Here is a 14,187-nt window from a genome sequence, read left to right on the forward strand (position 1 = left end):
ACCGTGGATCCGACCGGTACACGCCCGGGCGCGCTCGAGGCGCGCAGCTGGGGGTGGCGGCACGCCTCGCGTCGCGCGTGGGCGCTGCGCGACATCACGCTGCGCATCGAGCCGAGCGAACGCGTGCTCGTGCTCGGGGCCTCGGGGTCGGGGAAGTCCACCCTCCTGCACGGGTTCGCGGGCGTCCTCGGCGAGGGAGAGGACGGCGAGCGGTCCGGTGAGCTCCTCATCGACGGGATGCCGGCGGCCGACGCCCGCGGCCGGGCGGGCCTGGTGCTCCAAGACCCCGACGCCCAGGTCATCCTCGCCCGCGTCGGCGACGACGTCGCCTTCGGCTGCGAGAACCTCGGCGTCCCGCGCGCCGACATCTGGCCGCGGGTGCGGGCGGCGCTGGACGCCGTCGGGCTCGACGTGCCCCTCGATCGCCCGACCAAGGCGCTCTCGGGTGGGCAGAAGCAGCGGCTCGCAATCGCCGGGGCGCTGGCGATGCGCCCCGGCATCCTGCTCCTGGACGAACCGACCGCCAACCTCGACCCTGCGGGCGTCGTCGAGGTGCGTGACGCCGTCGCGCGCGTCGCGGCCGAGACCGGGATGACGCTGGTCGTCGTCGAGCACCGGGTCGACGCCTGGCTCGAGGTCGTCGATCGGGTGATCGTGCTGGGCGGTACCGGGGACGGAGCGCGCGGCGGCGGCGACGCGGCGGGCGGGGGCGCCGGGGTCGTCGCCGACGGCGCTCCCGACGAGGTGCTGCGCCGCGACGGCGCCTCCCTCGCCGCACAGGGTGTCTGGGTGCCGGGCCGGCCGCCGCGGCATCCGGCGCCGGCGACTCTGCCGAACGGGAAGCCGCTCCTCGAGGCCGACGACCTCGCCGTCGCGCGCGTGCGGGGTACGCCCGTCGCCCGCGTCGCGCATGCCGTCGTGCGCGAGCGCGGCGTGCTGGCGATCACCGGAGCGAACGGGGTGGGGAAGTCCACGGTCGGGCTCACCCTCGCGGGACTCCTCCCCCCGGCATCCGGTGCTCTTCTGGCGACCGACGCGCTCGCCGACGGGGCGGGGCCCGCGCCGATCCGGTGGAGTTCACGCGCGCTCCTCACCCGCATCGGCACCGTCTTTCAGGAACCCGAGCATCAGCTCCTGACGCGCACCGTGCGCGACGAGCTCGCCGTCGGGCCGCGTGCTCTCGGTATGTCCGAGCCCGACGTCGGGGCGCGGGTCGATGAACTGCTGCGGCGGCTGCGACTCGACCACCTCGCCGCGGCGAACCCCTACACGCTCTCGGGCGGCGAGAAGCGTCGGCTGACGGTGGCGGCGGCGATCGCGACGCGGCCGCGCGTGCTCGTCCTCGACGAGCCGACATTCGGGCAGGACGCCCGCACCTGGAGCGAGCTCGTGGCGCTTCTCGCCGAGCTGCGCGACGCCGGCACGGCGATCGTGGCGATCACGCACGACCGCGAGGTGGTGCGGGCGCTCGGCGCCGAGGAGCTGGCGATGGGGGCGCACGGATGACGCTCGAGCGCACCCGCGCGCGCACCGGCCCGGTGGCCGCGATCAACCCCGTCGCGAAGCTCGGCGCGGCGGCGCTGCTGACGGTGCCGCTCGTGCTGACGCTCGATCCGGTGTCGGCGGGAGTGGCGCTGCTGCTCGAGTTCGCGCTGTTCCCGTTCGCGGGGCTGGGGTGGCGCGAATTCTGGCGTCGCACGTGGCCGGTGTGGCTGGCCGCACCGCTCACGGCGCTGACGATCGCGCTCTACGGCGAGACGTCGGGACGGGTGCTTCTGGAGCTGTTCGTCGTCCGCGTCAGCGAGGGGTCGCTCGAACTGGCGTTCGCCACGATGCTGCGCGTGCTCGCCATCGCGCTGCCGTCGGTCGTGCTGTTCGTCACGGTCGATCCCACCGACCTCGCCGACGGCCTCGCGCAGGTGCTGCGGCTGCCGGCGCGTTTCGTGCTCGGGGCGCTGGCGGGGCTGCGCATGGTGGGGCTGTTCCTCGACGATTGGCGTGCGCTCGAGCTCGCGCGCCGTGCGCGCGGGGTGGCCGACCGCGGGCGGGTGCGGCGGTTTCTCGGCATGGCCTTCGCGTTACTCGTTCTGTCACTCCGCCGCGGGGCGACCCTCGCCACCGCGATGGAGGCCCGCGGGTTCGGCGCGCCTGGTCGCCGGACGTGGGCCCGGGAATCGACGTTCGGTCGCCGCGAGTGGGCGCTTCTGGCGGTCGGCGCCGCGGTCGGCGGGATCGCCGTGGTCGTGGCCGTGGTCGCCGGAACGTGGAACCTCATCCTCGGCCCGGGGTGAGGCGCGCGGCGTCGAGGGCGGCGAGTCGGTGCCGTGCTTCGAGGTGGCGCAAATGGCGGGGTTGCGCCGCTCAAGGTGACCCTTCGCGCCACTTCGTTCGGGCGTCGTGGGTGGAGGTGGCGCAAATGGCGGGCTTGCGTCGCTCAAGGTGACCCTTCGCGCCACTTCGTTCGGGCGGCGTACATCGAGGTGGCGCAAATGGCGGGCTTGCGCCGCTCAACGTGACCATTCGCGCCACTTCGTTCGGGCAGCGTACATCGAGGTGGCGCGAATGGCGGGGTTGCGCCGCTCAACGTGACCATTCGCGCCACTTCGTTGCCGTGCCCGCGCGCCGCCGCGCCGCTGGAGCAGATCGAGGTGGCGCGAATGGCGGGCTTGCCGCGCTCAAGGTGACCAATTGGGCCACATCGGCCTCGCGCGAAAGCTCTCCGCGCCGCCGCCTCGCTCAGCCCGCGTCGACCTTCAGATACTCCTCGCGGAGCGCGGGGTAGTACGCCGCCCACTCGACCTCGGCCACGTCGCGCCCCTCGCGCGCGGCGACGAGCCGGTCGAGGTAGTACTCCCAGCCGGGGCCGATCGACCCGACATCCTCCGCACCCCCGAGCAGCTGACCGAACGAGAGCACGGTCTCGCCGTCGTCCTCCTTCAGCTCGAACCACAGGTGCCACGTGCCGTCGCCGACCGCCGTGTCGGCGACGAGTCGACGCGGCTTGTCGCACTCGCGGATGGTGAACGTCTCCGCCGGCACGTTCTCGCCCTCGGCGGTCATGCGGAACATCACCTGCCCGTCGGCGGGGTCGCCCTCCCAGGTACCGATCCATCGCTCGAGCCGGTCGGCGTCGGTCAGGTCGCGCCAGACCTTCTTCGCCGAGGCGGCGAACGTCCGCCGCAGCACCAGGTGCCGCTCGCCGTCGATGGTCTCGACCGTTCCGGTCGCCCGGGGGGTTTCACTCATGTCGCGTTCCACAGCTCTCGGTAGTACGTCATCCGCTGCGCGTCCGGGTCGATGCCGTAGGCGGCGAGCAGGGTCTCGGTCCATCCTGGCCCATAGTTCCACTCCACGCTCATCGCGGCGACGGCGATGTCGGCCCAGCGGTCGGCGACGCCGAGCGCCCCCAGATCGACGTATCCTGCGACGCTCCCCGCGTCGGTGAGCACCGTGTTCGGGCTGCAGGCGTCGCCGTGGCAGACGACGAGGTCGTGCTCGCGCGGAGCCTCGCGCAGGACCTCAGGCACCCGGATGCCGCGTCGCGCCGCCTTCTCGAGGCGATCCGCGACGCGCCACGAGAACGGACAGTCATCGACCGGCAGCCGGTCGTGAAACGACCTCAGACCCGCACCGATCGCCGTCACGGCCACCTCGGGCTCAGCGATCCAGCGCGGCGCGACAGCGTTCTCACCCGGCATCGCCGCGGTGACGAGCCACTCCTCGGTGTCGTCGCCACCCACCGTGATCACCCGCGGCACCGAGATGAACCGGCCCGCCCACGCCAGGCGCTCGGCTTCGGCTTCGACGGTCGTCTCGTCGTTCCGCGGACCCCACTTCACATACCGGATGCCGCGGGCACCCGTCGCCCGGAACGTCAGACCCCCGATCCCGTTTCGCCACACCGGCACGAGGTCATCGTCGCCGGCGAGGCGGCGTACCCGCGGCGGGACGAGCACCCCGTCGGTGGGAATCGACATGCGAGCCACCCTAGGCCTTCGGACCTTTGGTATCCTGGAGACCGCAACAAGGGGAGTACTCCCGTTTGCGGCGCGCCCGTCAATACGAACCCGACGCAGAGTTCCGGGCCGCCGGCCTTTCCGGGCGGAGGAGACTTTGGGCCTTATCGCCCCCTACCCACCCACCTCTTGGAGCTCTCTTCGTGGACGTCACCCCTCTGGTCTGGATCATCACGATCGCGGTCACCATCCTCTTCTTCATCTACGAGTTCTTCGCCCATGTGCGAAAGCCCCATGAGCCGAGCATCGGCGAGTCGGCCCGCTGGTCGGCGTTCTACATCGGGCTCGCCCTCATCTTCGGTGTCGTCATCGGGATGGTCTGGGGCTGGGACTTCGGCGGCGAGTACTACGCCGGTTACCTGACCGAGAAGGCGCTGTCGATCGACAACCTCTTCGTCTTCCTCATCGTGATGACCGGCTTCGCCGTGCCGAAGATCTACCAGCAGAAGGTGCTGATGATCGGCATCGTGATCGCCCTGATCATGCGCGGTGCGTTCATCGCGGTGGGTGCGGCCCTCATCGAGAACTTCTCGTGGATCTTCTACATCTTCGGTGCGCTGCTGCTGTTCCTGGCCTACCGTCAGGCGTTCTCGCACGGCGAGTCCGACCCCGCCAACGGCAAGTTCATGACGTTCGTGCGTCGCCACCTTCCGGTCAGCGACGAGTACAACGGCGACAAGCTGACCGTGAAGAAGGACGGCAAGCGGTTCGTGACCCCGATGCTGCTCGTGATCGTGGCGATCGGCTTCGTCGACCTCATCTTCGCCGTCGACTCGATCCCCGCGATCTACGGCCTGACCGAAGAGGCCTACATCGTCTTCGTCGCCAATGCGTTCGCGCTGATGGGCCTCCGCCAGCTCTACTTCCTCATCGGCGGGCTCCTGGAGCGCCTTGTCTACCTCGCGCAGGGACTCGCGGTCATCCTCGCCTTCATCGGCGTGAAGCTGGTGTTCCACGCCCTCCATGTCAACGAGCTCCCCTTCATCAATGGCGGCGAGCCGCTGCTGTGGGTGCCCGAGATCCCGATCTGGCTGTCGCTGCTGTTCATCGCCGGCACGATCGCCGTCGCCACGGTCGCGAGCCTGATGAAGACGCGCAACGATCGCGAGGCGAAGGACCGTGACCAGATCGAGGGCGAGCCGGTCATCGCCGCGAAGGACGAGTCGCGCGGCTCGTGACCCCTCCGCGGACCCGTTAGCCTGGTGTCAGCGATACGGCGATGACACTCAGTCCCATGGGGGCTGACACGCCGTATCGCTGACAGGCGGATCGGTTCGAAGGGGAACGGCATGGAGATCTCGGGCGCAGCAGCCCTCGTGACCGGCGGCGCGAGCGGGCTGGGCCTCGCGACCGCGGAGCGCCTGGCCCGCGCGGGTGCGGTGGTCACGATCGTCGATCTCCCGTCGTCGCCGGGCGCAGAGGCCGTCGGCGGTTTCGGCGGTGCGTTCGCCCCGGCCGATGTCACCGACCCCGAGCAGGTCGCCGCGGCGGTCGCCACGGCCGCGAGCACCGGGCCGCTGCGCATCGTGGTGAACTGCGCCGGGATCGCTCCGCCCGCCAAGGTGCTCGACCGTGACGGCAGGCCCACGCCCCTGGCCGACTTCGAACGCCTCGTCCGGGTGAACCTCATCGGCACGTACAACGTCATCGCGCAGGGCGCCGCCGCCATGGCCCGCACCGAGCCGACCGCCTCCGGCGACCGGGGCGTCATCGTCAACACCGCCAGCGTCGCCGCCTTCGACGGGCAGATCGGTCAGCCGGCGTACGCCGCGAGCAAGGGCGGCGTCCATGCGATGACGCTTCCGATCGCCCGGGAGCTCGCTCGCCACGCCATCCGGGTCGTCACCATCGCCCCCGGCATCATGGAGACGCCGATGCTCAAGGGCCTGCCGCAGGCGGCGCAGGACTCGCTCGGCGAACAGGTGCCCTACCCCGCCCGGCTCGGACGACCCGACGAATACGCCTCGCTCGTCGCGCAGATCGTCGAGAACGGCTACCTCAACGGCGAGACGATCCGCCTCGACGGCGCGATCCGGATGGCTCCCCGATGACCGGCGGTGCCGAGGACAGCATCCTCCTCACCGTCTCGGACGACGGCCTTGCCCGGGTCACCTTCAACCGCCCGGCGCGGTTGAACGCGATGGACTTCGCGATGGCCGAGCGCTGGCGCGAGATCGCCCACCGGGTGGCTGACGACTCCGCGATCGGGGCGGTCATCCTGGATGCCGCGGGGCCGGCCTTCTGCGCGGGTGGCGACGTGGTGGCGATGTCGACCAGCGGGGCGACCGGTGACGACGTCACCGCCAGCGCCCACGTCATCCACGACGGCATCCGGACTCTCGCCCTCTCGGACACGCCCATCGTCGCGGCCGTCCAGGGCGCTGTGGCCGGCGGCGGCCTCGGACTCATGCTCACCGCCGATTACATCGTGGCCACCGAGGCGGCGCGCTTCGTCAGCCGTTACGCCAATATCGGGCTCACCCCCGACCTCGGGGTGACGACGCTGCTGCCGGCGGCGATCGGCCAGCGGCGTGCCCTGCAGCTGCTGCTCCAGGACCGCACGCTCACCGCCGAAGAGGCGCTCGACTGGGGTCTCATCGCCGAGGTCGTCCCCGCCGCCGAGCTGGCCGCCCGGGCCGAGGCGATCGCCCGCACCTGGATCGATGGCGCCACTGCCGCGTTCGGGCAGGCCAAGCGCCTGATCAGGCACGGGGCCGATCGCCCCTTCGCCGCGAACCTCGACGACGAGGCCGCCACGATCGGCGCCCGGTTCGCCACCGACGAGGCGCGCACCCGCGTCGCGGCCTTCGCCGCGGCATCCCGTTCACGACCCCGCTCGGAGGAGACACGATGACCCTCGCCGGAAAGACCATCCTGCTCTCGGGCGGAAGCCGCGGGATCGGCCTCGCGATCGCGCTGCGCGCCGCGCGCGACGGTGCGAACATCGCCCTGCTCGCCAAGACCGACACCCCGCACCCGAAGCTCGAGGGCACCGTGCACACCGCGGCGGCCGCGATCGAAGAGGCCGGCGGCCGGGCCCTGCCGATCGTCGGCGACGTGCGAAACGACGACGACATCACCGAGGCGGTGCTGAAGACCCAGGGCGAGTTCGACGGCATCGACATCGTCATCAACAACGCCAGCGTCATCGACCTGTCGCCCTCGCTCGACCTCGCCGCGAAGAAGTACGACTTGATGCAGGACGTCAACGTCCGCGGCACCTTCATGCTCTCACGGGCTGCGGCGCCCATCCTCCGCGAAGCGGAGAACCCGCACATCCTGTCGCTCTCGCCGCCGTTGAACCTCAACCCCCGCTGGCTCGGTGCGCACACCGGCTACACGCTGGCGAAGTACGGCATGACCATGGCGACCCTCGGCTTCGCCGCCGAGTTCGCCGAGGCCGGGATCGCCGCGAACACCCTCTGGCCGCGCACGACCATCGCGACGGCCGCAGTGCAGTTCGCGCTCGGGGGAGACCGGATGATGCGGGCCAGCCGCACGCCCGAGATCTACGCCGACGCCGCGTACGAGGTGCTCACGAAGCCGTCGCGCGAGTACACGGGGCAGACGCTCATCGTCGAGGACGTGCTGGAGGCGGCCGGTGTGACCGACTTCTCGCGCTACGCCGCAGTGCCGGGAACCCCCGACTCCGAGCTGTTCCCCGACATCTTCCTCGACTGAGCCCTTACACGAGGGTCTTGCGAAGATACACCTCGTCGCTGCCGTCGCCCGGGACGCGCTGGGTCTCCTGATAGCCCTGACGCTCATAGAGCCGGAGGTTGGCCTCGCTGAGCGACCCGGTGAACAGTTCGGCCTGGGTCGCGCCCTCGGCGCGGCCCCGCTCCTCCAGCGCATCGAGGAGGCGCGAGCCGACGCCCTCGCCCTGCACATCCGGGGCGACCGAGATGCGGCCGATCAGCAGCAGGCCATCGTCGACGCGGGCCCGGGCGGCGCCGACCATCCGATGGCCGAGGAGCGCGACGCAGCCGAGGTTCTCGGCGAGCTCGTGCGCGACCTCGTCGAGGGTCTGCGTGAACGGCGGCATCTCGACGCTGCCGTAGATGAGCGCTTCGGAGACGAAGGCGGCCCGCTGCAGGGTCAGCACTTCGCCGGCGTCGGAGGGATGGATGTCACGGATGATCAGGTCGCTCACGCCCTCACGCTAGCTCGGGCGGCCTACCGCCCTGCTCGGGCTTGACGCGGTCGCGCGCGCGCGACTCGTTTCTCCGGCCGTGACCCGTCACCATGTGCTGCCCACCCGCCGCGACCCGTCAGAAGATGCGGCCCGACGCCGTGGGAAGCGACACTTCCTGACGGATCGGCGAAGGACGCCGATTACGCGCCGCTGCGCGCCGCGGCGACGCGAGTCAGGCGGCGACGAGCCCGTGGCGCACGAACGCCTTCCAGACGCCGTCGTCGTCGACGCCCGAGGTGACCTCGTCGGCGACCTCTTTTACCTGAGCGGGGGCGTTGCCCATGGCGATGCCGAGCCCGCAGACCTGCAGCATCTCGAGGTCGTTGACGCTGTCGCCGATGCCGATCGCGTCGTCGAGCGTGAGCCCGACGCGGCCGACGTGCTCGACGATCGCCGCGCCCTTGGTCATACCCGCGAGGCTCACCTCGCCCCCCGACTCGCCGAGATAGGGGATCGTACCCGTGATGACGTGGAACCCCTCGCCGAGCCCGTCGCGCACTCGCGCGAAGGCCCCCGGGTCGCTGCCGAAGAACGTCGCCTTGGCCACGGGCTCGCCCGCCGGGCGGGGGCGGGGCGCCATCCGCGCGGCGAGCTTCTCCATGTCGGCGGTCGCGGCGGCGTCACGGCCCCGCGCGATGTCGCCCTCGAAGAGCGGCCGCACGCGGGCGAGGAGACCGGGGCTCGCCCAGATGTCGTCGTAGCCCTGCAGGATGAACTCGATGTCGGCCGATTCGAAGAACGACCGCACCCGCGCGACATCCGCTTCGGGCATGGTGTAGCTGGCGACCAGCTCATCGCCCTGCTCGACGAACCCGCCGCCGGCCGTGATCGCGCCGTCGAAGCCGATCCGCAGCACGCTGTCGGGGATCTCGCGACGCCCGCGCCCGGTGCACACATAGACCAGGTGCCCCGCTGCGCGGGCGCCGCGGACCGCTGCGATCGCCGACTCCGCCAGTTGTTGATGGTGGTCGACGAGGGTGCCGTCGACGTCGAGGAAGGCGATGCGGCGGGAGGTCACCATCTCAGCGTGTCAGATCCTTCGCCGCCGCTTCGTCGACGAGCGCCGCCCCGTTGGTGCGGATGACCTCGCGGTACCAGTCGAATGACTTCTTGCGGTGGCGCTCGAGGGTGCCCGAGCCGTCGTCGTTGCGGTCGACGTAGATGAACCCGTAGCGCTTGCTCAGCTGCGCCGTCGAGGCGCTGACGATGTCGATGCACCCCCAGGTGGTGTACCCGAGCACCTCGACACCGTCGGCGATCGCCTCGCCGACCTGCACGAGGTGGTCGCGGAGGTACGCGATGCGGTAGTCGTCGATCACGGTCTTGCGACCGTCGACCTCGACCAGCTGATCCTTCGCGCCCAGTCCGTTCTCGACGATGAACAGCGGCTTCTGCCAGCGGTCCCAGAACTGGTTGAGCACGAGACGCAGCCCGATCGGGTCGATCTGCCAGCCCCATTCGCTCGCCGGGAGCGTGGGGTTGGGCACGCCCCCCATGATGTTTCCTTCGCCCGCGGCCTTCTTCGCGGGGTCGGCCGTCTCGGCGATCGACATGTAGTAGCTGAACGAGACGAAATCGACAATGTTCGTCAGGTCGTCCCGGTCCTCGTCGGTGATCTGCAGCTCGATCCCCTTCTCGCGAAGGGTCCGCAGGAAGTATCCCGGATAGACCCCGCGGGTGTGCACGTCGCCGTAGACGAGGTTGGCGTGATCGGCGGTCATCACCGCCAGCGCGTCCTCGGGCGAGGGCGAGAGCGGGTAGACCGGCATCGACAGCACCATGCAGCCGATCTGCGCACCGGGCGCGACCTCCCGGGCGATCCGGGTAGCCCTCGCCGACGCCACGAGCTCGTGGTGCATCGCCTGGTAGAGCTGCTGGTCGCTCAGGTCCTCCTTCGGCGTCGCGATGCCGCCGGACATGAACGGCGCGTGCAGGAGCGAGTTGATCTCGTTGAAGGTCAGCCAGTAACGCACCCGCGATCCGTACCGCTCGAACAGTGTCCGGGCGTATCGCTCGTAGAACCCGATGAGGCGGCGGTCGGTCCAGCCGTCGTAGGCCTCGGCGAGGTGGAGCGGCGTCTCGTAGTGCGAGATCGTCACGAGCGGCTCGATGCCGTGCTTCTCGAGCTCGTCGAGGACGCGGTCGTAGAACGCCAAGCCCTCCTCATTGGGCTCCGCATCGTCGCCGTTCGGGAAGACGCGGCTCCACGCGATCGAGAACCGATAGACCTTGAAGCCCATCTCGGCGAACAGCGCGATGTCTTCGGCGTAGCGGTGGTAGTGGTCGATCGCCACGAGCTTGAGGTTGTCGGGCGTCGGGGCCTCGGTGCGCGGACCCACGATGCCCATCGGCATCACGTCCTGCACCGAGAGGCCCTTGCCGCCCTGGTCGTAGGCGCCTTCGATCTGGTTGGCGGCGGTTGCACCGCCCCAGAGGAAGCCGTCGGGAAAGGTCAGCGGAAGGGAGACGTTGCTCATCAGCATCCTCATCGAACGGATGCCGCGGCAGACTCGATCGCGCGGGCGACGAACAGCGCGTCGCCGTGAGCGATCGGGCCCGATGCGGCATCGGTGATCTCGGGGTACAGGTCGCCGTTGGTGACGACGACGGGGGTGGTCAGGTCGTAGCCGGCCGCGGCGATGGCGTCGAGGTCGAACTCGATCAGCAGGTCGCCGGCCGACACCTCCTGGCCGGAGGCGACCTTGACCTGGAAGTGCTCGCCCTTCAGGCGCACGGTGTCGATGCCGATGTGGATGAGCACCTCCGCGCCGTCCTTCGAGCGCAGGCCGATGGCGTGGCCGGTCGGGAAGAGTGCGGCCACCGTGGCGTCGAACGGCGCGTACAGCGCGCCCGATCGGGGGAGGATCGCCACGCCGTCACCAAGACTGCCGTCCGCGAATGCGGCGTCGGGGGTCTCGGACAGCGCCACCACGGTGCCGTCAAGGGGACTCCGGACGGCGAGGTCGGTCTCGGCGGTCGCCGGGGCGACAGGGGCGTCCTCCGCCTGCTCCTTGAAGCCGACGATGACGACGAGGAGGAACGGGATGACGATCGCGGCGATGAGTCCGACGATCATCAGCGCGGTGCTGCCGTTGCCGATGAGGGCCGGGATGGCCAGGGCTGACGGGACGACGAACGCGGTGGCGAACACGCCGCCGGCGGCCATGATCGCACCGCCGATGACCCCGCCGACGATGCCGAAGGCGAACGGGCGCTTCAGCGGCAGGTTGATGCCGTAGATGGCGGGCTCGGTGATGCCGGCCAGGAAGCCCGAGAGGGTCGCCGGCGCCGCGAGCGAGCGACGCGTCTTGTTGCGGGTGCGCACCCACACACCGGCGACGGCGCCGGCCTGGGCGAGCACGGCCGCGAAGACGGGGGCGACGAGGAGGATCTGGCCGGTGGTCTGGTACTCGACGGTGAACAGCGGCACGAGACCCCAGTGCAGGCCGAAGATGACGAACACCTGCCAGAGACCGCCCATGAGCGCACCGCCGAGCCACGGCACGGTGGTGAAGACGAAGCCGATCCCTCCGGCGATCCAGCCGCTGACCAGGGCCGACAGCGGTCCGATCACGACGAAGACGAGCGGGACGGCGAGCAGGACGATGATCATCGGCGTGACGAACCGGCGCACGGCCGCGGGCAGCGTGGCGTAGAGGAAGCGCTCGGCGTGGCTCTGGAGCCACACCACGATGATGATCGGGATGACGCTGGAGACGTAGTTGGCCATGGTGAACGGGATGCCGAAGAACGTCAGCCCCTCCACGCCCACGAGGGCGGTCGCGGCGGGGTAGAGCAGCGCTGCGGCGATCGCGAACGAGGTGAACTCGCTCGCCTTGAAGTAGCGCGCCGCGGTGAAGGCCAGCGCAAGTGGCAGGAAGTTGATGAACGCGTCGGAGAGGGAGTTCAGCACGACGTAGGTCGAGGTCGTGGTGTCGATCCAGCCGAAGGTGACGGCGGCGGCGAGGAACGCCTTCAACAGGCCGGTGCCGGCGAGCGCCCAGAGCACGGGGGTGAAGATCGCCGAGATCATCGAGATGAAGCGGTTGAAGAGGTTGCCCTTCGGGGCCTCCGCACCGTCACCGGCGCCGCCGGCGCCCGCGCCGATCTTCGAGATCGCACCGATCGCGGCATACACCTCGGGCACGTCGTTGCCGATGACCACCTGGTACTGGCCACCTGCCTGCGCGGTGGTGATCACGCCCGGCGTGGCGCGCAGCTTCTGCGCGTCGGCCTTCGCGTCATCCTTCAGCACGAAACGCAGCCGGGTGGCGCAGTGCACCAGCGACTGGACGTTCTCTTCTCCACCGACCCCGGCGAGTACCCCCGCCGCGGTCTTCGCGTAATCCGCCATTGCGATCCGCCTCTTTCTCGCCGCAGCTGTGCGACGCTTGCTCTTCTCACGCGGCCGCCGCACCGGCATCCGGGCAAAAAAAAGACCTGAACTCAGGTCACCGTCGAAAACGACGGTGCGAGTTCAGGTTTTGCCCGCTAGCGCGGTAACAATCCAGTCGCGGCAGGAGATCACTCCTGCGGAAGGGAACCTACCACAGGTTGATCGGGTGCCGCCATCGCGGTCGCCAGGCGTTCGACGTGGACGATCAGGTAGAGCAGCTCCTCGTCGGTGAGGGCCGAGCCGGTCGCCGCGAGCACGTAGGCCTTGACGTCCTGGGCGATGGCGTACGAGCGGGGGTAGCTGCGGGCGGCGAATTCGAAGAACGACGTGTCGCCGCTGGCGAGCATCGCCCGGTTCACCAGACGCTGGAGCAGGAACTGCACGTGGAGGATGAAGCGGGCGTAGTTGGCGTCGCCGATGTCGAGGGTGACCCCGAGCCCGCGCTCGACGGTGGCGACGACGTGCTGCACGCGGCGGAAGAGCAGGGCGGCGGTGCCGTTCGGCTCGTCGCGCGTGGCGTTGAGGAGGTGCATGGTGAGGAACACCGCCTCTTCGGCGGGGAGCGTGCGACCGAGCGAGGTCGCGATGGCGTCGGCCATCGCCTGGGCGGCGCCGAACTCGTCGGGATGGAGGATCCGCAGTTCGGGCATCGAGGTCGACGGGATGCGCACCCCGGCGTCGAGACGCTCGAGGACGAATTGCACGTGGTCGATCACGGCGAGGGGGAGCCGCCGTCCGAGGTCGCGCCCGAGGCGGCGCTCGGCCACCTCGACCCCGCGCATGACCGATTCGACGATCTCGTATGGCGCGTCGCGGAGCAGCTGCTGCGCCTGCGCGGAGTCGCTCGCCGCATCGAGCACGAACGTCTTCTCGACCTTCGCGGGGTCGATGGGCGTCTCGGGCTTGAGGCCGAAACCGAGGCCCCTGCCCATCAGCACGCGCTCGCGCCCGGCCGCGTCGACGGTGATGACGACGTTGTTGTTGAGCACCTTCCGGGCGACGACGGTCGAGTCGCGCGCGGCATCGTGCCCTGCGGGGGCGGGCATGCGTGCATTCTAGGGCGGTCGGCTGCCGGATCGGCCTGCGGAGTGGGGCAGGTTACGCGCAGGCGCCGGAAGACGCCGCGCGGGTCGGAGGCCCCGGCGGTACAGTCTCAGGTCGAAGGACGACTACGACGCGATGACGGAAACTGCGTACTTGCTCCGCAACCCCGCCAATGCTGACCGGCTGCTCGCCGCAATTGAGCGCGCCCGTCGCGGAGAGTTTGAACAGCACGACCTCCTCGACGCGTGACGCGAGCGATCGGATTCGACCCGAACGGGTGGGAGGACTACGTCTGCTGGCAGACGCAGGACCGTAAGACTCTGAAGCGCATCAATCAGATGATCGCAGACGTGATGCGGGATCCCTTCGCGGGGATCGGCAAACCTGAACCGCTCAAGCACATTCTCTTGGGGGCGTGGTCGCGCCGAATCGATGAAAAGAACCGCCTGGTCTACTACGTCACCGATAACCACGTCATTATTCTTCAAGCCCGCGACCACTACTGACGTTTCTGAACGGTTCCTCCGGCAACACGG

General features: G+C 70.0%; 14 protein-coding genes. 7 read left to right on the forward strand and 7 right to left on the reverse strand.

Annotated features, from left to right (window positions below; genetic code table 11):
- Positions 1 to 3: 3 nt before the first annotated feature.
- Together T9R20_RS02475 and T9R20_RS02480 are read left to right on the forward strand one after the other, a co-directional pair.
- Positions 4 to 1,506, forward strand: a complete 1,503-nt coding sequence (locus T9R20_RS02475) for an ABC transporter ATP-binding protein (RefSeq protein ID WP_322410979.1) — start codon at positions 4 to 6, stop codon at positions 1,504 to 1,506.
- Positions 1,503 to 2,291, forward strand: a complete 789-nt coding sequence (locus T9R20_RS02480; protein ID WP_322410980.1) for an energy-coupling factor transporter transmembrane component T — start codon at positions 1,503 to 1,505, stop codon at positions 2,289 to 2,291. Before T9R20_RS02475 ends, T9R20_RS02480 begins: the two co-directional genes overlap by 4 nt.
- Before the next feature lie 445 nt (positions 2,292 to 2,736).
- Here the strand turns inward: T9R20_RS02480 and T9R20_RS02485 are convergent, their stop codons facing one another.
- Together T9R20_RS02485 and T9R20_RS02490 are read right to left on the reverse strand one after the other, a co-directional pair.
- Positions 2,737 to 3,246, reverse strand: a complete 510-nt coding sequence (locus T9R20_RS02485; protein ID WP_322410981.1) for an SRPBCC domain-containing protein — start codon at positions 3,244 to 3,246, stop codon at positions 2,737 to 2,739.
- On the reverse strand, positions 3,243 to 3,977 hold the full coding sequence (locus tag T9R20_RS02490; RefSeq protein ID WP_322410982.1) for an aminoglycoside 3'-phosphotransferase: 735 nt from the start codon (positions 3,975 to 3,977) through the stop codon (positions 3,243 to 3,245). Before T9R20_RS02490 ends, T9R20_RS02485 begins: the two co-directional genes overlap by 4 nt.
- A gap of 182 nt (positions 3,978 to 4,159) precedes the next feature.
- Between T9R20_RS02490 and T9R20_RS02495 the strand changes: the two genes are divergently transcribed.
- From T9R20_RS02495 to T9R20_RS02510, 4 genes are all read left to right on the forward strand, one after another.
- On the forward strand, positions 4,160 to 5,194 hold the full coding sequence (locus T9R20_RS02495) for a TerC family protein (RefSeq protein ID WP_322410983.1): 1,035 nt from the start codon (positions 4,160 to 4,162) through the stop codon (positions 5,192 to 5,194).
- 111 nt (positions 5,195 to 5,305) lie between these two features.
- Entirely contained in the window at positions 5,306 to 6,067 is a 762-nt protein-coding gene (locus T9R20_RS02500) for an SDR family NAD(P)-dependent oxidoreductase (RefSeq protein WP_322410984.1), read from the forward strand.
- On the forward strand, positions 6,064 to 6,870 hold the full coding sequence (locus T9R20_RS02505) for an enoyl-CoA hydratase/isomerase family protein (protein WP_322410985.1): 807 nt from the start codon (positions 6,064 to 6,066) through the stop codon (positions 6,868 to 6,870). Before T9R20_RS02500 ends, T9R20_RS02505 begins: the two co-directional genes overlap by 4 nt.
- Positions 6,867 to 7,697: an NAD(P)-dependent oxidoreductase gene (locus tag T9R20_RS02510; RefSeq protein ID WP_322410986.1), complete on the forward strand. Its 831-nt coding sequence runs from the start codon at positions 6,867 to 6,869 to the stop codon at positions 7,695 to 7,697. The genes T9R20_RS02505 and T9R20_RS02510 overlap by 4 nt, the downstream gene beginning before the upstream one ends.
- A 4-nt stretch (positions 7,698 to 7,701) precedes the next feature.
- Here the strand turns inward: T9R20_RS02510 and T9R20_RS02515 are convergent, their stop codons facing one another.
- From T9R20_RS02515 to T9R20_RS02535, 5 genes are all read right to left on the reverse strand, one after another.
- On the reverse strand, positions 7,702 to 8,169 hold the full coding sequence (locus T9R20_RS02515) for a GNAT family N-acetyltransferase (protein ID WP_322410987.1): 468 nt from the start codon (positions 8,167 to 8,169) through the stop codon (positions 7,702 to 7,704).
- Between the two features lie 214 nt (positions 8,170 to 8,383).
- Positions 8,384 to 9,229 carry an HAD-IIB family hydrolase gene (locus T9R20_RS02520; protein WP_322410988.1) on the reverse strand — a complete coding sequence of 282 codons (846 nt, stop codon included), beginning with the start codon at positions 9,227 to 9,229 and terminating at the stop codon, positions 8,384 to 8,386.
- Between the two features lie 4 nt (positions 9,230 to 9,233).
- Positions 9,234 to 10,688, reverse strand: coding sequence for a glycoside hydrolase family 1 protein (locus T9R20_RS02525; RefSeq protein ID WP_322410989.1), 1,455 nt, complete (start codon positions 10,686 to 10,688; stop codon positions 9,234 to 9,236).
- An 8-nt stretch (positions 10,689 to 10,696) separates the two neighbouring features.
- Positions 10,697 to 12,565 (reverse strand): beta-glucoside-specific PTS transporter subunit IIABC, encoded by a 1,869-nt coding sequence (locus T9R20_RS02530; RefSeq protein ID WP_322410990.1) that lies wholly within the window; start codon positions 12,563 to 12,565, stop codon positions 10,697 to 10,699.
- Positions 12,566 to 12,735: 170 nt separating this feature from the next.
- Positions 12,736 to 13,653, reverse strand: a complete 918-nt coding sequence (locus T9R20_RS02535) for a PRD domain-containing protein (RefSeq protein WP_322410991.1) — start codon at positions 13,651 to 13,653, stop codon at positions 12,736 to 12,738.
- Positions 13,654 to 13,896: 243 nt separating this feature from the next.
- Between T9R20_RS02535 and T9R20_RS02540 the strand changes: the two genes are divergently transcribed.
- Positions 13,897 to 14,157 carry a Txe/YoeB family addiction module toxin gene (locus T9R20_RS02540; RefSeq protein WP_322410992.1) on the forward strand — a complete coding sequence of 87 codons (261 nt, stop codon included), beginning with the start codon at positions 13,897 to 13,899 and terminating at the stop codon, positions 14,155 to 14,157.
- Positions 14,158 to 14,187: the final 30 nt, after the last annotated feature.

It is taken from the genome of Microbacterium invictum, assembly GCF_034421375.1.
Lineage (GTDB): Bacteria > Actinomycetota > Actinomycetes > Actinomycetales > Microbacteriaceae > Microbacterium > Microbacterium invictum_A.

What these genes read in the sequence shown, in the direction of transcription:
- T9R20_RS02480 (WP_322410980.1), top strand. Translation starts at nt 1,503, where the DNA reads ATGACGCTCGAGCGCACCCGCGCGCGCACCGGCCCGGTGGCCGCGATC.
- T9R20_RS02510 (WP_322410986.1), top strand. Translation starts at nt 6,867, where the DNA reads ATGACCCTCGCCGGAAAGACCATCCTGCTCTCGGGCGGAAGCCGCGGG.
- T9R20_RS02530 (WP_322410990.1), bottom strand. Translation starts at nt 12,565, where the DNA reads ATGGCGGATTACGCGAAGACCGCGGCGGGGGTACTCGCCGGGGTCGGT.
- T9R20_RS02535 (WP_322410991.1), bottom strand. Translation starts at nt 13,653, where the DNA reads ATGCCCGCCCCCGCAGGGCACGATGCCGCGCGCGACTCGACCGTCGTC.
- T9R20_RS02485 (WP_322410981.1), bottom strand. Translation starts at nt 3,246, where the DNA reads ATGAGTGAAACCCCCCGGGCGACCGGAACGGTCGAGACCATCGACGGC.
- T9R20_RS02505 (WP_322410985.1), top strand. Translation starts at nt 6,064, where the DNA reads ATGACCGGCGGTGCCGAGGACAGCATCCTCCTCACCGTCTCGGACGAC.
- T9R20_RS02490 (WP_322410982.1), bottom strand. Translation starts at nt 3,977, where the DNA reads ATGTCGATTCCCACCGACGGGGTGCTCGTCCCGCCGCGGGTACGCCGC.
- T9R20_RS02500 (WP_322410984.1), top strand. Translation starts at nt 5,306, where the DNA reads ATGGAGATCTCGGGCGCAGCAGCCCTCGTGACCGGCGGCGCGAGCGGG.
- T9R20_RS02525 (WP_322410989.1), bottom strand. Translation starts at nt 10,688, where the DNA reads ATGAGCAACGTCTCCCTTCCGCTGACCTTTCCCGACGGCTTCCTCTGG.